This window comes from Bacillus sp. AFS073361, from assembly GCF_002567005.1.
Taxonomy (GTDB): domain Bacteria; phylum Bacillota; class Bacilli; order Bacillales; family Cytobacillaceae; genus Neobacillus.
Window position 1 is genome coordinate 296,292 of sequence record NZ_NUZU01000013.1, and the last position, 19,642, is coordinate 315,933.

The window sequence follows — 19,642 nt, forward strand, 5'->3', positions numbered from 1 at the left end:
TCGTCCGAATGACAAATATTGTGTTATAATTACTGATAATATTATAGGTGCAACCTCGAAAAAGTTAGTGACGGCATGGTTTTTCGTGCCGTTGTTTCTCTTTTCGAGGTAACACTATCGAATGTTGGACAGGCTTAGTCTACTTATTTTAGAGCAGCTGCTTTTTATGTGGAGGAATTTAAATGGAAAAAGGTAAAATTGTAGCTCTCGAGGACCGTATTCCTAAGCTTAAGGAGCAAAGAAGACGAAAAGCAAACAGACGCCTTGTACTCCTATTAATTCTGTTTTTTACAATGATAGTAGTTATCGCCTATTCACAATCACCTTTAAGCCATGTAAAGACGATAACAATAAAAGGAAATGGTGTGTATTCTGATAAGGAATTAATCAGTCAGAGCGGCCTTTCGAATAATACGAATATTTGGAAAATCAAAAAGGATGAAACGGCATCGAGAATAAAGCGTCTATCTGAGATAAAGACAGTTACCATCAAGACTCATTGGCCAAATACAGTGGTCATCCAAGTAAAAGAACACAAAAGAATTGCTTATCTGAAAAAAGAAAATAAATTCTTACCAATTATGGAGAATGGGAAAATAGTGAACAAAAAAGCAGCGAAGAAAATTCCTGTAAATTCTCCCATTTTATTCGAGTTTAAAGAAGGTGCAGCCCTCAATCAAATGGTAAAAGAGTTAGAAAAACTTCCTAATGAAATTTCAAACTCTATCTCTGAAATCCATTATACTCCGAAAAAAACTGATAAATATCATATTTCCTTATTTATGAATGATGGATTTGAGGTTAGTGCTACATTAAGAAGTTTCTCGGAAAAAATGGTACATTATCCCTCAATTATCTCTCAGATTGATCCCAACAAAAAGGGGATTATTGACCTGGAAGTAGGAACGTATTTTAAGGCCTTTGACACCGAAGTGGAGGAAAAAGAAGTTGAGCAAGATAAGGGTGAAGGGTAAGCATGTTGTTTTGTCCCTAGTCTGCCTTGTATTAGGATTTTTGATGGCCTTTTCCTATCATTTAACACAATTGGAAATGAACAAAGGGAAACCAAATGTTTCTGATGGACAGTGGGAACAGACCCTTGCACTTCGAAACCAATTAATTAATGAAGAAAAAACTAATCGTGAACTGCAAAAGGAATTAAGTCAAAAACAAGATTTGGTTTTTAAAAATGAGAAAGATCTTTCTAAAGAGGCAGAGGTTTATGAAAATCTTGCTGAAGATGCCGAGAAATTTCGAATGTTCTTAGGGAAAGTGAAGGTTAAAGGTAAAGGGGTCAAGATTACACTGACGGATGGTGCTTACGACCCAAAGGAGGATAATATCAATAATTATCTTGTTCATGAACATCACGTATTTAAAGTTGTAAATGAGCTTTATATATCCGGGGCAGCAGCAGTTGCCATAAATGGTCAGAGGCTGACAAGCCATTCTTATATTATTTGTAATGGACCAGTTATTACGGTTGATGGAATTGAGCATCCAGCTCCTTTCATAATTTCAGCAATCGGAGATCCTGAAGTCCTCTCTTCATCCATAAACCTTATAGGAGGGGTGAAAGATCAGTTAGTAAACGATAATATTATTTTTACACTGGAAAAAGATAATGAAATTGTTCTTGATCCCATCCTAGGCAGTTAGTCATGAGGAAATGTCCACGTTAAGATAATTTAAAAGGTTAGGTGAAAAAAGTGGACAACAAAAAAATAAATTTAAGTTTTACTTTGATCGCAGTCTTAGTAGGATTCATGATTGCTATCCAGTTTCAAACAGTAAAAAAACCTGTTGAACGGGATACTCGTGATATATGGCAGCTTCGTGATGCAATATTAAAAGAAAAAGAACTTCAATCCAACTTATTAAGTGAAATTCGTTCAAATGAAGAAAAACTGGCAGCCTATGAATCTAAACGGAAACAAAGCAAAGAACAAGCCTTAAGTGATACTTTAAAGGAACTAAAGCTTGAAGCCGGGTTATCTGAAATTACTGTTCCTGGTATTAAATTAAAGATTGAACCAGTAATCGAAGAAATTAAGATAGGTACACCTGTAAATAGAGTTATTCCTCCTGAACTCCTAACAAGATTGTTAAACGAATTGAATATGTACGAAGCTAAATATGTAGCAATCGATGGGAAGAGAATTATTAATACCACTGTAATTCGCGACATCAATATGGAAACAAAAATTGATGGGCATACGATTGAAAGGTTGCCAATCGAAGTTGTTGTAGGTGTAGATGATAACTCTACAGCTGAAAAATTATATAATCGGATGAAAGTATCAAAAGCAACGGAAGAATTCTTTATTGAAAATCTAAGACTTTCGATTTCAAAACCAATTCCGAACTTAACGGTACCAGCCTACGATGATTCCATACGCATCCGCTACATGGAACCGGCAAAAGAAGGAGGCGATTCTTAATGTGGCTTCCATTCATAGGATTAGTAATTGGGATCATTCTGGGACTATTAACAGAAATCCGTATTCCTGAGGAATATTCCAATTATTTGTCGATTGCTGTCTTAGCAGCATTCGACACTCTTTTCGGTGGGATCAGGGCATACCTGCAAAATATATATGATGAAAAAGTGTTTGTATCAGGGTTCTTCTTTAATATTATACTTGCTGCAAGTTTAGCTTTTCTCGGTGTTAATCTTGGTGTAGACTTATATTTAGCGGCAGTTTTCGCGTTTGGTGTCAGACTGTTTCAGAATATTGCCGTAATAAGGCGAATATTATTGGCAAAATGGTCAACGAACAAAGAAAAAGTAGAAAAAAATTGAATTTTTTTAAAGGGAATCATTTAGTTGTGACGAATAATTTTATATGATATGTATAGTGAACTTTTATTGAACAAAAAAAATATAGTTGTTGTTCAACTTAAGGAAATCTAAAGGAGGTGCCAAAGAATGAACAGCAATGAAATATATGTTAGTCTTGACATCGGTACATCCAGTGTGAAAGTAATCATTGGTGAAATGGTCAATGACTCGGGTAAAGACTCATTAAATATAATTGGTGTTGGAAATGTGAAATCCGAAGGATTGCGCAAAGGATCAATTGTTGATATGGACGACACCGTTCATTCGATTAGAAGGGCGATAGAGCAGGCAGAAAGAATGATTGGGATGGAAATAAAGGATGTGGTGGTTGGCATTTCAGGTAACAATGTCATGCTTCAACATTGTCATGGTATTGTAGCTGTTTCCAGCCAAAATAGAGAGATTACGAATGAAGACGTCATTCGTGTCATTGAAGCATCACACGTTGGTTCGATTCCGCCTGAAAGAGAAAATATCGGAGTTATCCGAAAACAATTTATTCTCGACGGTAAAGATGAAATTAACGACCCCCGTGGGATGATAGGGGTTCGCTTGGAAATGGATGGTATTCTTATTACTGGTTCCAAATCAATTATCATTAATACTCTTCGATGTGTTGAACGGGCCGGTCTAGAAATAGTAGATATTGTTCTTCAGCCGTTAGCAGCAGGTGATTATGCACTGTCAAAAGATGAGAAAAACCTCGGTGTCGCTCTTATCGATCTTGGTGGTGGTTCCACTACAATTGCTGTTTTCGAAGAAGGTTTTATTTCCCAAACAAGTGTTATTCCGATTGGCGGAGACTATATTACAAAAGATATTTCTGTGGGCCTGCGGACCTCGACAGAAGATGCGGAAAAAATAAAAATCAAACACGGACATGCATTCTATGACGAAGCGTCAGAAGATGAAGTGTTTAGTGTACCAATCATTGGCAGTGATCAACATCAACAGTTTAATCAGCTGGAAATATCTGATGTTATTGAAGCGAGAATGGAAGAGATTTTTGAACTAGTATTACATGAAATGAAACGCTTAGGATATAGTGACCTGCCGGGCGGTTATGTATTAACTGGCGGTATTGCAAATATGCAAGGTGTACTTGAACTTGCTCAGGTTATATTACAGAATAGAGTACGCATTGCGGTGCCAGACTATATTGGTGTAAGGGAACCACAATATACCACAGCGGTTGGTTTAATTAAGTATGCTTACAAGAATGCTAGATTACCAGGTGGACACGCTGGTTCTTCAACCATTTCTGAACCTGCCGAAAAGAGAGCACCTAAACAACATCAACAACCTAAACAACCAAAAGCAGAAAAACATCCGGAAGAAAAGATGTCATCAAAAGTAAAAAAATTCCTTGGTTACTTTTTCGAATAGGCTAATCGAAAAGAAATCGAAGAATTAGGAGGATTGTCATGTTAGAATTTGATACAAATTTAGATTCTCTTGCAACTATAAAAGTAATTGGTGTCGGGGGTGGGGGTAATAACGCGGTAAATCGAATGATTGAACATGGCGTTCAAGGAGTAGAATTTATCGCTGTTAATACTGATGCTCAAGCACTGAATCTTTCTAAAGCAGAAGTTAAGATGCAAATAGGTGCTAAACTGACCCGTGGACTAGGAGCAGGTGCTAATCCAGAGGTTGGAAAGAAAGCTGCTGAAGAAAGTAAAGAACAATTGGAAGCAGCATTAAGTGGTGCGGACATGGTATTTGTTACTGCGGGAATGGGCGGTGGAACAGGCACTGGTGCAGCACCTGTTATTGCTCAAATTGCTCGAGACTTAGGTGCATTGACCGTTGGTGTAGTTACTCGTCCGTTTACATTTGAAGGAAAAAAACGCTCTGGACAAGCATCAGGTGGAATTGGTGCGATGAAAGATGCGGTTGACACACTAATTGTGATTCCAAATGATCGTCTCCTAGAAATTGTAGATAAAAGCACTCCAATGCTGGAAGCATTTCGTGAAGCTGATAATGTACTTCGCCAGGGTGTACAAGGTATATCAGATTTAATTGCTGTACCTGGTCTTATTAACTTGGACTTTGCTGATGTAAAGACAATCATGTCTAATAAGGGATCTGCTTTAATGGGTATTGGTGTTTCTGCTGGTGAAAACCGTGCCGCAGAGGCTGCTAAGAAAGCAATTAGTTCTCCTTTATTAGAAACATCTATTGATGGAGCACAAGGGGTACTAATGAACATTACAGGCGGTACAAACTTAAGTCTTTATGAAGTTCAAGAAGCTGCTGATATCGTAGCAACTGCTTCTGATCAGGAAGTAAATATGATTTTTGGTTCTGTTATCAATGAATCATTAAAGGATGAAATTATCGTTACTGTCATCGCTACTGGATTTAAAGAAGAAACCTTGCAGCCAAAAGCTACTCGTCCTACTTTTGGTCAGGCTAAACCACAGATGGGTAATGTTAAAAGAGAACAGCCAAAACGTGAAGAGGTTCAGCAAGAGCCTGTCCGCCATACACAAGTTTCCCAAGATGAAACATTAGATATTCCAACCTTCTTACGGAACCGCAATCGTAGAAGATAAAAAGTGAATAATTATACAAAAGACACGGCCTTGTTTTGGGTCGTGTCTTTTGTATGTTTAAAATAAAAATGTATGACAAAATCCATCTGACAAAATACGTTGTGAATAGTGCAAATTTTTGTTTGTTTGATTACACAAAGTGACACACTTCATCCATGCAAGTACGTTATACTTTTTCGTAAACAGAAAGGAAAAGCTGATAAATCTATAGAGAGGAAGCTGGTAACTATTTATTTAGATGTGATCTGGGCTCTAAATTTATTATTTGATAGTCTGCTTCTATATTTAACAGCTATTTTTCTAAAAAGAGAGATTAAAATAGGGAGACTAGCTGCCGGAGGATTTATTGGTTCCTTGATAATTTTATTATCATTTACGCCATTAAATGTCTATACAAGCCATCCCATATCAAAATTCATATTTTCAATCCTAATGGTGTTAATAACCTTTGGATATAAGCGGATGTCTTTTTTCTTTAAGGCGTTAATGACACTTTATGTGTCCACCTTTTTAATCGGCGGAGCATTAATGGGGGCCCATTATTTTATACAGTATGATTCTGAGCTAACAACCAAGGTCCTTGTGTCCAGTACAAAAGGGTTTGGAGATCCGATAAGCTGGCTATTCGTTCTAATTGGATTTCCCGTTGCTTGGCACTTCTCAAGGAAAAATGTTGAAAGCATGGAGATGACAAAAATACAATTTGATCAAATTGTTAAAGTCAGAATCAATATAAATAACGAAACACTTACCTTTAAAGGATTAGTGGATAGCGGGAATCAACTTTATGATCCATTATCAAAGCTTCCTGTGATGTTTGTTTCCATTAAAAACCAACTAGAAACAATTTCAGAATCAATAAGAAAGCTTGCAGGAGACCCAGAATTACTTATCAATAGCAGTGGAGACCTTCCAGATGAATGGCAAAATAGGATCAGAATTATACCTACTCGTGTGATTGGACAAGAGCATCAACTAATTATTGCGGTAAAGCCAGAAAACATTTTTATTGAACATAAAGATACTCAATATTTATGTGAAAAAGGTCTTGTTTCCTTTACAACAAAGCAACTCTCAAGTGAAGATGCCTTTCAATGTATTGTTCATCCAAAGATGCTCACAGGTCCTAAGCAGCAAATGAAAACCATTAAGGTGAGTTAGTATTACTATACTCAGAAAAACATATTTTAGAAGGAGGAACACATATGAAAAAATGGAGGCTTCGCCTATCCTATTACTGGTATAAACTATTAATGAAATTGGGTTTAAAAACAGATGAAGTTTATTATATTGGTGGTAGTGAGGCCTTGCCGCCTCCTTTAAGCAAAGATGAAGAAGAGATGCTGCTGAAAAAATTACCTGGTGGTGATAAAGCAGCTAGGTCAATATTAATTGAACGAAATCTTCGTCTTGTTGTATACATTGCTAGAAAATTCGAGAATACCGGGATTAATATCGAAGATTTAATTAGTATCGGAACCATTGGATTAATTAAAGCCGTCAATACCTTTAATCCTGAGAAAAAAATAAAACTTGCTACATATGCCTCACGTTGTATCGAAAATGAGATTCTCATGTACTTAAGGCGCAATAATAAAATCAGGTCAGAAGTATCCTTTGATGAACCCTTAAACATTGATTGGGATGGGAATGAACTATTATTATCTGATGTTTTAGGGACGGATGATGATATTATTACAAAGGACTTAGAGGCCAATGTGGACCGAAAGCTCCTGACAAAAGCACTTCATCAACTAACTGACCGTGAAAAACAAATTATGGAACTCCGGTTTGGTCTTACAAATGGAGAAGAAAAAACCCAAAAAGACGTAGCTGACATGCTGGGAATATCCCAATCTTATATTTCCCGCTTAGAAAAAAGAATTATAAAAAGGCTGCGAAAAGAATTTAATAAAATGGTGTAAAGAAGAAAAAATTTTTTCCATTAAAAACCTATGATTTTCGTGACTTAATTGCATTTTTCGACAAATATGCACTTGTCCATCATCGTGGATAAGTGCATATTTTTCCTTCTCAAGGAGATACTGTTTTTTGTACAGCAACTCCTGTGAGGAGGGAAAAGGATTGACTCGAAATAAAGTTGAAATTTGCGGTGTGGACACAGCAAAACTTCCTGTCCTAAAAAACGAAGAAATGAGAATACTCTTCAAGCAAATGCAAGAGGGCGATATTTATGCCAGAGAAAAGCTCGTCAACGGTAATTTACGACTCGTATTAAGTGTCATTCAACGTTTTAACAATAGAGGCGAGTTTGTTGACGACTTGTTTCAAGTTGGCTGTATTGGGCTGATGAAATCTATCGATAACTTTGATTTGGGCCAAAACGTAAAGTTTTCAACCTATGCGGTTCCAATGATTATTGGTGAAATTCGAAGGTACTTGCGTGACAATAATCCAATTCGCGTTTCTAGATCTTTGAGGGATATTGCTTATAAAGCCCTACAGGTAAGAGAGCGATTGATGAGCGAAACTTCAAGGGAACCAACCGCAGAAGAAATTGCGAAGGTCTTAGAAGTTCCACATGAAGAAATCGTTTTCGCCCTTGATGCCATTCAGGACCCAGTGTCTCTTTTCGAGCCAATTTATAATGATGGCGGCGACCCAATTTATGTAATGGATCAATTAAGCGATGAAAAAAATAAAGATATCCATTGGATTGAAGAAATTGCATTAAAAGAAGGAATGCGCAGGCTAAATGATCGCGAAAAGTTAATTTTACGAAAACGATTCTTTCAAGGGAAAACACAAATGGAAGTCGCAGATGAAATTGGGATTTCTCAAGCACAAGTTTCTCGTTTAGAAAAAGCTGCGATAAGACAAATGAATAAAAATATCCAAAGTTAGGCTGTCCTTAGGGCAGCTTTATTTTTATTCCTTTTACTAAATGTCATTGAGTAAACATATATTTTATAGAAATAAAACCGGGAGTGAGTGAGATGGTAAAAATTTCTGAGTTCCAAATTAAAGATGTGGTGAATGTAGCAGATGGAAAGAGGCTTGGGAATATTGGTGATATTGAGATAAATTTAACAACAGGAAAGATTGAAGCAGTGGTGATTAGCGGCAGCGGAAGAGTACTTGGCTTTTTTGGTAAAGATGACGACGTAGTTATTCCTTGGAAGAATATTTTAAAAATAGGTCAAGATGTCATTTTGGTTAGATATAAAGGCAGTGCAGAAAATATAACGGAAGAAGCAGAAGTTTAACTCTTGTTTTTGCGGTGACCAAATTTTCTTTTCATGGTAAACTATAGAAAAAACATAAGAGGTATGAATATGGAACCCTTTGTTTTAAAAAATCAATCCTTTTTAACTATTGAAAATTGGGTAAGCAAATATCCAGGTTTAGTTGCAGGAATAACCACTAATAATGGCGGGGTAAGCAAAGGGGATTACAAATCCCTTAACCTTGGGTTTCACGTTGGTGATATTCAAAGCGATGTTTGTTCCAACCGAGAAAAAGTTTCAGACCTGCTCACATTTCCACTAAAGTCCTGGGTCGGAGCTGAACAAACACATGGAATTCATCTGAAAAAAATTTCTAAACTTGACCGTGGCAAAGGATCCAATTCCTATGAAAATGCTATTAAAGATACAGATGGTTTTTATACGAATGAGGAGGGCGTCTTGTTAACACTCTGCTATGCCGACTGTGTCCCTCTTTTTTTTATTGCTCCTGAATCAAAAATGATTGGTGTAGCCCATGCTGGCTGGAAAGGGACTGTAGGTCAAATTGCAAGGGAAATGATCATTGCGTGGAAAAGAGAAGGAATTAACCCAGAACAGATTCTAGTTACAATTGGCCCATCCATTTGTGAAAAATGTTATATTGTTGATAAGTATGTGATAAACTTGGTCGAAAATACACTAGAAGATGTCGAAATTTTACCCTATAATTTAATTAAAGAAGGCCAATATTCCTTAGATTTACGTGAGGTAAATAGACAAATATTAATAAAGTCTGGTGTGCCGAATACGAATATCCAGTTGACAAACTTTTGTTCTAGTTGTAATAAAGAGTTTTTTTCCCATCGTCGTGACCAAGGGAAAACAGGAAGAATGTTAACTTTTATAGGCTGGAAGGAGACTACGGAACGTTTATGATGGTAGAAGCAAAATACGAAATAATAAAACAACAAATCATTGAGGCCTGCCTTCGAGTCAAGCGAAACCCTGAAGAAGTCAGGGTGATAGCGGTTACTAAATATGTTAGTACTGAGAGAGCAAATGAAGCACTTCAAGCAGGAATAATAAATCTAGGTGAGAATCGGGATGAGGGACTCCTCAGGAAGTGGGAAGAACTTAGGGACAAGCCTGTTTGGCATTATATCGGTTCACTTCAAACACGAAAAGTAAAGAATATTGTTAATATTGTTGAGTATATCCATTCTTTGGACAGGATTTCTCTTGCAGAAGAAATTAATAAACGGGCAGAGCGTAAGGTAAAATGCTTGGTCCAAGTTAATGTCTCTGGAGAAGAATCCAAGCATGGCTTACCTGCTGAAGAAGTACTGACTTTTATTGAATCACTTCGTAAGTTTGAACACATCAGTGTTGAAGGTTTAATGACAATGGCTCCACTTACTGATAATGAATCGCAAATACGTGAATGTTTTCATAAATTAAGTGAACTTCGTAAACAAGTCCAAGCCTTAAATTTGGATTATGCTCCTTGCACCGAACTTTCGATGGGCATGTCAAATGATTTTGAAATTGCTATTGAAGAAGGGGCTACAATGGTAAGAATAGGCACTGCGCTTGTTGGTGAAGATGGTTAGGAGAGAAAATCATGACGATTAAATCGAAATTAAAAACATTTTTCTTTTTGGATGATGAATATGATGATAACAAAGTTGATTATCCAGAAGTAGTTGAACCACTTCCTGTAAAACAAAAGCAACAACCAGTGGTAAAGAACCAAAACGTCGTCAGCTTGCAAACCGTGCAAAAGGCTGCCAATTCCACAAAGTCATCCAAAGTAATTTTAGTTGAGCCACGCTCTTATTCTGAGTCAACTGAAATTGCTGATCATTTAAAAAGCCGCCGCGCAGTGGTCGTGAACCTGCAGCGAATTGATAGTGATCAGGGTAGACAAATTGTCGATTTTCTCAGTGGCGCTGTTTATGCAATTGGTGGAGACATTCAAAAGATTGGTTTTAGTATATTCTTATGTACACCCGATAATGTTGAGGTTTCAGGAAATATATCAGAACTTATTCCTGACTTTGAAAATCAAAATACGAGGTGGTAATGCTTAATGGCACTGGTTTTTAGTTTATTACAGAAGCTAATACAACTTTATTCGTATGCCTTAATTATATATATTTTAATGTCTTGGTTCCCAAACGCTAGAGAGTCATCTATTGGACAATTTTTTGCGAGGATTTGTGAACCTTATTTAGAGCCATTTAGACGAATCATTCCACCGATTGGTATGATGGACATCTCTCCAATCGTTGCCTTTCTTGTTCTTAATTTTGCGCAAAGTGGATTATCAAGTGTCTATCGTTTTCTTGTTTCTTAAGAATATTGAATCTAGGTTGTGTATTGAATTATGAATATTTATCAGCACTTTCGTCCAGAAGAGCGAGAATTTATTGATCAGGTGTTAAATTGGAAGAATTATGTAGACACACAATATACTCCTAAATTAACTGATTTCCTTGATCCAAGAGAACAGCATATTCTTAAAATGTTAATTGGTGAAAATGGTGATGTAAAATATAAACTTTTTGGCGGCGGCACGGATGTAGAACGAAAAAGAGCCTTAATTTTTCCAGATTATCTAACTTCGATTAATCATGATGAATTTCAAATAAGCCTTTTCAACATCCATTATCCAACCAAGTTTGTTACAATCGAACACCGACAGGTATTGGGTACGCTTATGTCCTTAGGCCTAAAGCGGGGGAAATTTGGGGATATCATCATTATAGATGGGAAATGCCAATTTTTTGCTGCAAAGGATATTAGCGACTATATATTAAGTAACGTTGAAACAATTGGCAGGGCAGGCGTAAAACTAACTGAAACAGATATAGAAAATGCACTTTCCACCAATGAAAAATTGGTGGAAAGTGATTTAACGATATCTTCTTTGAGGCTTGATACTGTGATTTCAGGAATTTATCATGTGTCACGGCAGAAATCACAACTCTTTATTCAACAGGGACTCGTGAAGGTGAATTGGACATTAATTGAAAATCCATCATTTGAATGCGGTGTGGGTGATATGATTTCTGTTAGAGGTAGTGGCCGAGCAAAAATTCTTGCCATTGAAGGGAAAACAAAAAAAGAAAAATGGCGACTAAATGTCGGAAAACAAAAATAAGTACAAAAATAAAGAAGGAAATTCGATGAATGATGTCGAATTCTTGCATATACATATAGAATTAGAGATTGTATGGAGGTGGCATTGATGCCGTTAACACCGTTGGATATTCACAATAAGGAGTTTAATAAGGGTTTTAGAGGATATGATGAGGATGAGGTAAACGAGTTTCTCGACCAGGTTATCAAGGATTATGAATTAGTACTTAGAGAAAAAAAAGAATTAGAAGAACGCTTGAATGATATGAATGAGCGACTTGGTCACTTTGTTACAATTGAAGAAACTTTAAATAAATCAATCATCATTGCGCAAGAAGCGGGTGAGGATGTTAAAAGGAATGCTCAAAAGGAAGCAAAGTTGATTATTAAGGAAGCGGAAAAAAATGCGGATCGGATTGTCAATGAATCCCTTTCAAAAGCAAGAAAGATTGCTCTTGAAATCGAGGATTTAAAAAAGCAGTCAAAAGTATTCCGTACACGTTTTAAAATGTTGATTGAGGCCCAGCTTGATATGTTAAATACCGATGATTGGGATCACTTATTAGAATATGAGGTAGATGCAACAGAACTAAAAGTTCATGAAGAAGAAGATTCATTAGCTTGACGAAAAGTGTTTTTATAGCATATAATTTCTTAACAGTTATAAAGAATGGTCAATGACGATGATAGGGACAGTATAATTTTTCTAGGACTTTTTTAGCGAGTCAGGGGTGGTGGAAGCCTGGTAAAGTTGAAAAATTGAAGATCACCCTTGAGTTCCAAAGCTGAACTTCCTAATTTAAGGCTAGTAGGCTTAGGCGTGTTATTCACGTTACGAATGCTAAAGAGGATAGTCGATTTGATTCGAACTATCTATCAGGGTGGTACCGCGGGAATAAAACCTTCTCGTCCCTATTTTGGGATGAGAGGGTTTTTTTATTTGTCTATTGGCTATTCTGTTATATGAAGAGGATTACAGGAGGAAGAAAAAATGGAGTATAAAAATACGTTATTAATGCCGCAAACTGAATTTCCGATGCGTGGCAATCTTCCGCAAAGAGAGCCTGAGATTCAGGCAAAATGGGAAGAGTTGAATATTTACAAAAAAGTTCAAGAACGGACCAAAGGACGTCCGATGTTTGTATTACATGATGGTCCTCCATATGCCAATGGTGACATCCATATGGGGCATGCCCTTAATAAAATTTTAAAAGATATGATTGTCCGCTATAAATCCATGAGCGGTTTCCATGCACCATACGTACCAGGCTGGGACACACATGGTCTACCAATCGAGCAAGCGTTAACGAATAAAGGTGTGAAACGTAAAGAAATGACGGTTGCAGAATTCCGTCAACTTTGTACTAAGTATGCACTCGAGCAAATTGACAATCAGCGTGAACAATTTAAACGTCTGGGTGTCCGCGGTGACTGGGAAAACCCTTATATTACCTTAAAACCTGCCTATGAAGCACAGCAAATTAAAGTCTTCGGTGAAATGGCTAAGAAAGGTTATATTTATAAAGGACTTAAGCCTGTCTATTGGTCACCATCAAGTGAATCTGCACTTGCTGAAGCAGAGATTGAATACCAAGACAAAAAATCCGCTTCGATTTATGTAGGCTTTAAGGTGAAGGATGGAAAAGGTGTACTAGATGCAGACACCCAAATTATTATCTGGACAACAACTCCTTGGACAATTCCGGCGAACTTAGGTATTTCTGTACATCCGGACCTAACATATGTTGTGGTTGAAGCAAATGAAAACAAATATCTAGTTGCTGAGGCTCTTCTCGAATCTGTTTCGAAGGAAATTGGCTGGGAAGAATTAACCGTTGTTAAAAAGGTAAAAGGAAATGATTTAGAGAATATTTTAACTGTCCATCCGCTTTATGGCCGGGATTCATTGGTGATGTTAGGAGAACATGTAACAACAGATGCAGGTACTGGCTGTGTCCACACAGCACCAGGTCACGGGGAAGATGACTTTTACGTGGGCCAAAAATATGGTTTAGATGTCCTATGCCCTGTTGATGATAAAGGTGTGATGACGAGTGAAGCGCCAGGTTTTGAAGGGTTATTTTACGATAAAGCTAATAAACCAATCACACAAGCATTAGAAGATGCAGGTGCATTGCTCAAACTTTCGTTTATTACCCATTCATATCCACACGATTGGAGAACGAAGAAACCGGTAATCTACCGAGCGACAGCACAATGGTTTGCATCTATTAAAGATTTCCGTAATGAATTACTAGATGCAGTCAAGGAAACAAAATGGATTCCTGCTTGGGGTGAAACGCGATTATTTAATATGGTTCGTGACCGCGGTGACTGGTGTATTTCTCGTCAACGTGTCTGGGGAGTACCAATTCCTGTTTTCTATGCAGAAACTGGCGAAGAAATCATTACAGATGAAACGATTAATCATGTTTCAGATTTATTCCGTGAATTTGGTTCGAATGTATGGTTTGAGCGTGAGGCAAAAGAATTACTACCTGCCGGCTTTACCCATCCAGGAAGTCCAAATGGTATATTTACTAAGGAAACAGATATCATGGATGTGTGGTTTGATTCAGGATCTTCCCATCAAGCTGTTTTGCTTGAAAGAGATGATTTAGTTCGTCCAGCTGATCTTTATCTTGAAGGATCGGACCAGTATCGAGGCTGGTTTAACTCGTCATTATCTACTGCTGTAGCCGTGACAGGTGAAGCACCATATAAAGGAGTATTAAGCCACGGTTTTGCGCTTGATGGAGAAGGCAGGAAGATGAGTAAGTCCATTGGGAATGTCGTTATCCCTGCGAAAGTCATGAATCAGTTAGGTGCAGATATTTTACGCCTTTGGGTTGCTTCAGTTGATTATCAAGCGGATGTTCGTGTTTCAGACGCAATCTTGAAGCAGGTCGCAGAGGTTTATCGGAAAATTCGTAACACCTTCCGTTTCTTATTAGGAAATTTAGCTGATTTTACTCCAGCAAATAAAGTGCGATATGAAGATCTCCGTGAAGTCGACCAATTTATGCTCGTTAAATTAAATAAGTTGATTAAAAATGTTCGCAATGCCTATGAAAACTATGAATTCGCAGGCATCTATCATGCGATTAATAATTTCTGTACTCTTGATTTAAGTTCATTTTATTTGGATTTTGCGAAAGATGTTCTTTATATTGAAGCGACAGATAATCATGAGCGACGTGCAATCCAGACGGTGTTATACGAATCGCTGCTTGCTTTAACAAAATTAGTTTCACCAATTCTTTCACACACTGCGGATGAAGTTTGGAATTTTATCCCTGATGCAACCGAAGAAAGTGTCCAGTTAACAGATCTACCTGAGTATCAGGAACTACCAAATGCTCAGCCTTTAGAGGAAAAGTGGACTGAATTTATGATTCTTCGTGATGATGTGTTAAAGGCACTTGAGGAAGCTCGTAATCAGAAAGTGATTGGGAAGTCGTTAACTGCCAAAGTTACACTTTATGTTAATGAAAAATCAAAAGCGTTATTAGACTCAATTGAAGAAAATATGAAACAGCTCTTTATTATCTCAGGCTTTGAAGTGGCAGGAACCTATGAGGAAGCCCCTGATAATGCAATTAAATTAGAAACTGCGGCTATTGTTATAACTAAAGCCGATGGTGAAACATGTGAGCGTTGCTGGATTGTAACACCAGAAGTAGGTCAAGATCCAGAACACCCAACACTTTGCCCACGTTGTGCTGAAGTCGTAAAAGCTAACTATACTCATAATTAATCTGAAAGCCCTGTGCTAATGCATAGGGCTTTTAAATTTTTCCTTCTCCGTTAATTGTTGTAGTTGTTGTCAAATGTTTTTCCGAGTCGGTTATTGCTTGGCGGAAATAATAAGACAAATAAAACACGGAGGTAACAACTATGAATGCCACGCAGGAACAGCTGTTTTTGGAACTCCGTCATACGAAAGAAGAAATTGAATATTCGTTAAAAAACAAACCAAAGCAGGATTGGTTTACTGCCGTCTTAGAAGAGGAATTATCAGATATTAATACAGCAATTCGAAAACTTGAAAATGGAAACTTTGGGCAATGCGAAATCTCTGGGGAATTTTTGCCTAATGAATTATTACAGATGATTCCTACTATAAAGTCAGTAAAGGATTCAGAGTACTTACTGCATTATTACAAAAAACCGATTTACTAATCATTTTCATCAAGTTACATTTTCGTTTCGCGATAAAGTGTGCTAAAATGCTTAAGAAGTATGATAAGCGAAAGCTTCTAGACTGATTAGTTTAGTCTAGGTTGATGTGGGGGTATTTCTTAGTGTTTTATTACTTAATCGCACTTTTTGTTATTTTATTAGATCAAATTACGAAATGGCTTATTGTAAGCAAAATGTATCTAGGAGAAAGTATTCCTATCATTGATAATATTTTCTATATTACTTCTCATCGAAATCGTGGTGCGGCGTGGGGAATATTACAAGGACAAATGTGGCTATTTTACGTTATTACGATAATTGTTATCGTCGGCATTATGTATTATCTGTACAAAGCTGCAAGAGGGAAATGGATGCTTGGTGTATCTTTGGCATTAATGCTTGGAGGAGCGATTGGAAACTTTATTGACCGTGTCATTCGCAAGGAAGTTGTTGATTTCATTCATACGTATGTTTTTGGCTATAATTTCCCTGTCTTTAACATCGCGGATTCAGCGTTAGTTATTGGGGTCATCTTGTTAATGATTCAAATGTTGCTAGAAGAGAGAGAAACAAAGGAGAAATCATATGGAGAAAATGGAACACATCATTCTTGAGGAGCAAAAAGGGGATCGAATTGATAAGGTGATCTCTGGTCTTGATGAGGAATGGTCAAGAACTCAAGTACAGCAATGGATTAAAGAAGGCAATATTACGGTGAACGGACAACAAATTAAAACAAATTATAAATGTAGCTTGAACGATCAAATTGAAATTACGATACCGGACCCTGAAGAGTTAGATGTGGTCCCAGAAGATCTTAATTTAGACATTTACTATGAAGACAGTGACGTTTTGGTGGTAAATAAGCCCAGGGGTATGGTCGTTCACCCCGCACCGGGTCACATGTCAGGAACATTGGTCAATGGATTAATGTTTCACTGTAAGGATTTATCAGGGATTAACGGTGTGTTAAGACCTGGTATTGTTCATCGAATCGATAAGGATACGTCCGGCTTATTAATGGTAGCTAAAAATGATTTGGCTCACGAGAGTCTTGTCAATCAGTTAGTGGCCAAATCCGTTACCCGTAAATATAAAGCGATTGTACATGGAGTCATTCCCCATGATTTTGGAACTGTTGATGCTCCACTTGGCAGGGATACTAAAGACCGGCAAAGCATGACCGTCGTTGATCATGGCAAACATGCGGTCACACACTTTCATGTGCTTGAACGATATAAAGATTTTACATTCGTAGAATGTCAATTAGAAACCGGCAGAACACACCAAATTCGTGTTCATATGAAATATATTGGCTACCCGCTTGCTGGAGATCCAAAATATGGACCGAAAAAGACACTCGATATAAACGGACAAGCATTACATGCAGGTGTGCTTGGTTTTAACCACCCTAGAACAAACGAATATCTAGAATTTGAAGCACCACTGCCAGAAGATATCGAGTCATTACTCAATCAGCTTCGAAATAATCGTTGACATAGTCGGTGATTTGAAGTAAGATGATTTTAGCTTAATAAGCCTTTAAATCAGTCCCGTGAGGCTGAGAAGGAAACGGTTAAGATAATGGGGGGTAACTATACCCAATATCTGTAAATTAACTTGTTAACCTCTCGCCAAAATTGGGTGAGAGGTTTTTTATTTTTACAAAAGAAGAAGGTGTAGTATGAACCAAAAAGCAGTTGTCCTTGATGAACAATCTATTGGCAGGGCCCTGACAAGAATCGCCCATCAAATTATTGAAAAAAACAAAGGTATAGATGATTGTATTTTGGTTGGTATTCGAACGAGGGGCATATATTTGGCCAATCGACTTGCAGCCAAAATTGAAGAAATTGAGGGGAAAGCAATAGCTGTTGGGGAGTTAGATATTACCCTTTATCGAGACGATTTAACAAAGAAAACTGATAATCAAGAACCACTGGTTAAAGGATCTGATATTCCGGTGGGGATAAATAATAAAAAAGTGATACTGGTTGATGATGTTCTCTACACGGGGAGAACAGTCAGAGCTGGACTGGATGCCTTAATGGATATAGGACGACCTGCGGTCATTCAACTGGCGGTTTTAGTGGACCGCGGACACCGGGAACTTCCCATCCGAGCAGACTATGTGGGAAAAAACATTCCTACTTCAAGTGAGGAAAAAATTGTTGTTCAATTAGCAGATGTGGATCAGGTCGATCAAGTCAGTATTTTTGAAAAATAAATAGTTACCCTTTTAAAAGTAGTCCTGTGAGGCTGACAAAGGGGAATATGCCGAAATACACTTATTTAGGCATGTCCATACCCTCTTTGTACCCTCACGGACAAAGAGGTTTTTTTTATGAAAAAAATAAGATACTAAAGAAAAGCAATATAGCAAAATGGGGGAATTCACAATGAACAATAAACCTATCCTAGACGTAAAAGAGATTCCTAAACCCTTCCAATGGATTACATTAAGTTTACAGCACTTATTCGCCATGTTTGGAGCCACAATATTGGTACCATACCTAGTTGGATTAAGCCCGGCGATTGCACTTATATCAAGTGGACTTGGCACATTAGCCTTTCTATTACTAACTAAATTCCAAGTTCCAGCTTACTTGGGCTCATCCTTTGCCTTTATTGCACCTGTAATTGCCGCTAAAGCAGCTGGGGGACCAGGCGGTGCCATGGTCGGTACATTCATCGCAGGACTTGTATACGGACTGGTTTCACTAATCATCAGCAAGGCAGGTCATCGCTGGATTATGAATCTTCTCCAGCCAATTGTTGTTGGACCAGTTATTATTGTCATCGGATTAGCTCTATCTGGAACTGCTGTGAATATGGCGATGAATAATCCTGTGAGTGGAAAATACAGCATGCTTCATTTTTCGGTAGCCCTTGTCACGCTAATAGCAACAATTATCTTTTCGATATATGCAAAAAAAATGTTAAGTATGATCCCAATCTTAGCAGGGATTATTGTCGGATATATCTACGCACTAGTGGTTGGAGTGGTCGATTTTAAACCAGTTTTAGAGGCTAAATGGTTTGAAATGCCTGAATTTATCATTCCGTTTGTAAGTTATAAAGTAAAATTCACTTGGGATTTAGTCTTGTTAATGGTCCCAGTTGCAATTGTAACATTATCAGAGCACATCGGACATCAGTTGGTGCTAAGTAAGGTAGTCGGCCGGGATTATATTAAAGAACCGGGCTTACACCGCTCAATCCTAGGGGATGGAACAGCAACGATGATTTCCGCTCTGATTGGCGGGCCGCCCAAAACCACTTATGGTGAAAACATCGGTGTCCTTGCAATTACTCGAATTTATAGTGTGTATGTCATTGCTGGTGCAGCAATCTTCGCCATCATCTTTGGCTTTATTGGAAAAATAACTGCTTTAATCAGCACCATTCCAACACCGGTAATGGGCGGCGTTTCAATCCTTCTTTTCGGAATCATTGCTTCCTCTGGTTTACGAATGCTGGTGGATAGCAAAATTGATTTTGGTAACAAGCGTAACTTAGTCATTTCATCTGTCATCTTAGTAGTTGGCATTGGTGGAGCAGTGATAAAAGTATCAGAATCATTACAAATCCAGGGGATGGCCCTAGCAGCTATTTGCGGTGTATTGTTAAACCTCATTCTTCCTGGAAGAGAGCCAGCGGATGAAAATATGCTAGAGGAATCCACTGATAAACGGAAAACTGCATAAATAAGTTTCAACTCTTTAAAG

At 37.6% G+C, this 19,642-nt stretch carries 22 protein-coding genes and 1 other annotated feature; all 22 genes read left to right on the forward strand.

Annotated features, from left to right (window positions below):
- Positions 1–182 precede the first annotated feature (182 nt).
- The 22 genes from COJ96_RS09470 (at position 183) to COJ96_RS09575 (ending at position 19,621) form a co-directional block, all read left to right on the forward strand.
- Positions 183–974, forward strand: a complete 792-nt coding sequence (locus COJ96_RS09470; protein ID WP_098572680.1) for a cell division protein FtsQ/DivIB — start codon at positions 183–185, stop codon at positions 972–974.
- Positions 949–1,659: a DUF881 domain-containing protein gene (locus COJ96_RS09475; protein ID WP_257148474.1), complete on the forward strand. Its 711-nt coding sequence runs from the start codon at positions 949–951 to the stop codon at positions 1,657–1,659. The genes COJ96_RS09470 and COJ96_RS09475 overlap by 26 nt, the downstream gene beginning before the upstream one ends.
- A 50-nt stretch (positions 1,660–1,709) precedes the next feature.
- Positions 1,710–2,441: a DUF881 domain-containing protein gene (locus COJ96_RS09480; protein WP_098572681.1), complete on the forward strand. Its 732-nt coding sequence runs from the start codon at positions 1,710–1,712 to the stop codon at positions 2,439–2,441.
- Positions 2,441–2,803 carry a small basic family protein gene (locus COJ96_RS09485; RefSeq protein ID WP_098572682.1) on the forward strand — a complete coding sequence of 121 codons (363 nt, stop codon included), beginning with the start codon at positions 2,441–2,443 and terminating at the stop codon, positions 2,801–2,803. The genes COJ96_RS09480 and COJ96_RS09485 overlap by 1 nt, the downstream gene beginning before the upstream one ends.
- A gap of 126 nt (positions 2,804–2,929) precedes the next feature.
- Positions 2,930–4,228, forward strand: a complete 1,299-nt coding sequence (gene ftsA, locus COJ96_RS09490; protein ID WP_098572683.1) for a cell division protein FtsA — start codon at positions 2,930–2,932, stop codon at positions 4,226–4,228.
- Positions 4,229–4,266: 38 nt separating this feature from the next.
- Positions 4,267–5,403 (forward strand): cell division protein FtsZ, encoded by a 1,137-nt coding sequence (gene ftsZ, locus COJ96_RS09495; RefSeq protein WP_098572684.1) that lies wholly within the window; start codon positions 4,267–4,269, stop codon positions 5,401–5,403.
- Positions 5,404–5,511: 108 nt separating this feature from the next.
- Positions 5,512–6,564 (forward strand): sigma-E processing peptidase SpoIIGA, encoded by a 1,053-nt coding sequence (spoIIGA, locus tag COJ96_RS09500; protein WP_306460585.1) that lies wholly within the window; start codon positions 5,512–5,514, stop codon positions 6,562–6,564.
- A gap of 44 nt (positions 6,565–6,608) precedes the next feature.
- Entirely contained in the window at positions 6,609–7,328 is a 720-nt protein-coding gene (gene sigE, locus COJ96_RS09505) for an RNA polymerase sporulation sigma factor SigE (RefSeq protein WP_026566384.1), read from the forward strand.
- 160 nt (positions 7,329–7,488) lie between these two features.
- Complete coding sequence (gene sigG / locus COJ96_RS09510; RefSeq protein WP_026566385.1) at positions 7,489–8,268, forward strand: RNA polymerase sporulation sigma factor SigG; 780 nt, start codon at positions 7,489–7,491, stop codon at positions 8,266–8,268.
- Positions 8,269–8,360: 92 nt separating this feature from the next.
- Positions 8,361–8,630 (forward strand): YlmC/YmxH family sporulation protein, encoded by a 270-nt coding sequence (locus COJ96_RS09515; protein WP_098572685.1) that lies wholly within the window; start codon positions 8,361–8,363, stop codon positions 8,628–8,630.
- A gap of 69 nt (positions 8,631–8,699) precedes the next feature.
- Complete coding sequence (gene pgeF / locus COJ96_RS09520) at positions 8,700–9,527, forward strand: peptidoglycan editing factor PgeF (protein ID WP_098572686.1); 828 nt, start codon at positions 8,700–8,702, stop codon at positions 9,525–9,527.
- Positions 9,524–10,201, forward strand: coding sequence for a YggS family pyridoxal phosphate-dependent enzyme (locus COJ96_RS09525; RefSeq protein WP_098572687.1), 678 nt, complete (start codon positions 9,524–9,526; stop codon positions 10,199–10,201). The genes pgeF and COJ96_RS09525 overlap by 4 nt, the downstream gene beginning before the upstream one ends.
- An 11-nt stretch (positions 10,202–10,212) precedes the next feature.
- Positions 10,213–10,674: a cell division protein SepF gene (locus tag COJ96_RS09530; protein ID WP_098572688.1), complete on the forward strand. Its 462-nt coding sequence runs from the start codon at positions 10,213–10,215 to the stop codon at positions 10,672–10,674.
- Positions 10,675–10,680: 6 nt separating this feature from the next.
- Positions 10,681–10,947, forward strand: a complete 267-nt coding sequence (locus tag COJ96_RS09535; RefSeq protein ID WP_098572689.1) for a YggT family protein — start codon at positions 10,681–10,683, stop codon at positions 10,945–10,947.
- A gap of 30 nt (positions 10,948–10,977) precedes the next feature.
- Entirely contained in the window at positions 10,978–11,754 is a 777-nt protein-coding gene (locus tag COJ96_RS09540) for a YlmH family RNA-binding protein (RefSeq protein WP_098572690.1), read from the forward strand.
- Positions 11,755–11,841: 87 nt separating this feature from the next.
- Entirely contained in the window at positions 11,842–12,357 is a 516-nt protein-coding gene (locus tag COJ96_RS09545) for a DivIVA domain-containing protein (protein WP_026566392.1), read from the forward strand.
- A gap of 49 nt (positions 12,358–12,406) precedes the next feature.
- Positions 12,407–12,649, forward strand: a binding site (T-box leader).
- Positions 12,650–12,723: 74 nt separating this feature from the next.
- The gene (gene ileS, locus COJ96_RS09550) at positions 12,724–15,489 is read left to right on the forward strand and encodes an isoleucine--tRNA ligase (RefSeq protein WP_098572691.1); all 2,766 of its coding nucleotides are present in this window, start codon (positions 12,724–12,726) and stop codon (positions 15,487–15,489) included.
- A gap of 140 nt (positions 15,490–15,629) precedes the next feature.
- A complete protein-coding gene (locus COJ96_RS09555) occupies positions 15,630–15,914 on the forward strand; it encodes a hypothetical protein (RefSeq protein WP_098572692.1) in 285 nt (94 codons plus the stop codon).
- A gap of 104 nt (positions 15,915–16,018) precedes the next feature.
- Complete coding sequence (lspA, locus tag COJ96_RS09560; protein ID WP_285850877.1) at positions 16,019–16,528, forward strand: signal peptidase II; 510 nt, start codon at positions 16,019–16,021, stop codon at positions 16,526–16,528.
- Entirely contained in the window at positions 16,500–17,411 is a 912-nt protein-coding gene (locus COJ96_RS09565) for an RluA family pseudouridine synthase (protein WP_098572694.1), read from the forward strand. The genes lspA and COJ96_RS09565 overlap by 29 nt, the downstream gene beginning before the upstream one ends.
- 187 nt (positions 17,412–17,598) lie before the next feature.
- Positions 17,599–18,141: a bifunctional pyr operon transcriptional regulator/uracil phosphoribosyltransferase PyrR gene (gene pyrR, locus COJ96_RS09570; RefSeq protein ID WP_098572695.1), complete on the forward strand. Its 543-nt coding sequence runs from the start codon at positions 17,599–17,601 to the stop codon at positions 18,139–18,141.
- A gap of 172 nt (positions 18,142–18,313) precedes the next feature.
- A complete protein-coding gene (locus COJ96_RS09575) occupies positions 18,314–19,621 on the forward strand; it encodes a solute carrier family 23 protein (RefSeq protein WP_142332975.1) in 1,308 nt (435 codons plus the stop codon).
- The last annotated feature ends 21 nt before the right edge of the window (positions 19,622–19,642 follow it).

Bases quoted from the DNA above. Each gene is read 5' to 3' on its own strand.
- COJ96_RS09525 (WP_098572687.1), top strand. From the start codon at position 9,524: ATGATGGTAGAAGCAAAATACGAAATAATAAAACAACAAATCATTGAG.
- COJ96_RS09530 (WP_098572688.1), top strand. From the start codon at position 10,213: ATGACGATTAAATCGAAATTAAAAACATTTTTCTTTTTGGATGATGAA.
- COJ96_RS09535 (WP_098572689.1), top strand. From the start codon at position 10,681: ATGGCACTGGTTTTTAGTTTATTACAGAAGCTAATACAACTTTATTCG.
- COJ96_RS09470 (WP_098572680.1), top strand. From the start codon at position 183: ATGGAAAAAGGTAAAATTGTAGCTCTCGAGGACCGTATTCCTAAGCTT.
- COJ96_RS09515 (WP_098572685.1), top strand. From the start codon at position 8,361: ATGGTAAAAATTTCTGAGTTCCAAATTAAAGATGTGGTGAATGTAGCA.
- sigE (WP_026566384.1), top strand. From the start codon at position 6,609: ATGAAAAAATGGAGGCTTCGCCTATCCTATTACTGGTATAAACTATTA.
- COJ96_RS09555 (WP_098572692.1), top strand. From the start codon at position 15,630: ATGAATGCCACGCAGGAACAGCTGTTTTTGGAACTCCGTCATACGAAA.
- ftsZ (WP_098572684.1), top strand. From the start codon at position 4,267: ATGTTAGAATTTGATACAAATTTAGATTCTCTTGCAACTATAAAAGTA.
- COJ96_RS09540 (WP_098572690.1), top strand. From the start codon at position 10,978: ATGAATATTTATCAGCACTTTCGTCCAGAAGAGCGAGAATTTATTGAT.
- pgeF (WP_098572686.1), top strand. From the start codon at position 8,700: ATGGAACCCTTTGTTTTAAAAAATCAATCCTTTTTAACTATTGAAAAT.
- ileS (WP_098572691.1), top strand. From the start codon at position 12,724: ATGGAGTATAAAAATACGTTATTAATGCCGCAAACTGAATTTCCGATG.
- COJ96_RS09575 (WP_142332975.1), top strand. From the start codon at position 18,314: ATGAACAATAAACCTATCCTAGACGTAAAAGAGATTCCTAAACCCTTC.
- ftsA (WP_098572683.1), top strand. From the start codon at position 2,930: ATGAACAGCAATGAAATATATGTTAGTCTTGACATCGGTACATCCAGT.
- pyrR (WP_098572695.1), top strand. From the start codon at position 17,599: ATGAACCAAAAAGCAGTTGTCCTTGATGAACAATCTATTGGCAGGGCC.
- COJ96_RS09545 (WP_026566392.1), top strand. From the start codon at position 11,842: ATGCCGTTAACACCGTTGGATATTCACAATAAGGAGTTTAATAAGGGT.
- lspA (WP_285850877.1), top strand. From the start codon at position 16,019: ATGTGGGGGTATTTCTTAGTGTTTTATTACTTAATCGCACTTTTTGTT.
- COJ96_RS09485 (WP_098572682.1), top strand. From the start codon at position 2,441: ATGTGGCTTCCATTCATAGGATTAGTAATTGGGATCATTCTGGGACTA.
- COJ96_RS09565 (WP_098572694.1), top strand. From the start codon at position 16,500: ATGGAGAAAATGGAACACATCATTCTTGAGGAGCAAAAAGGGGATCGA.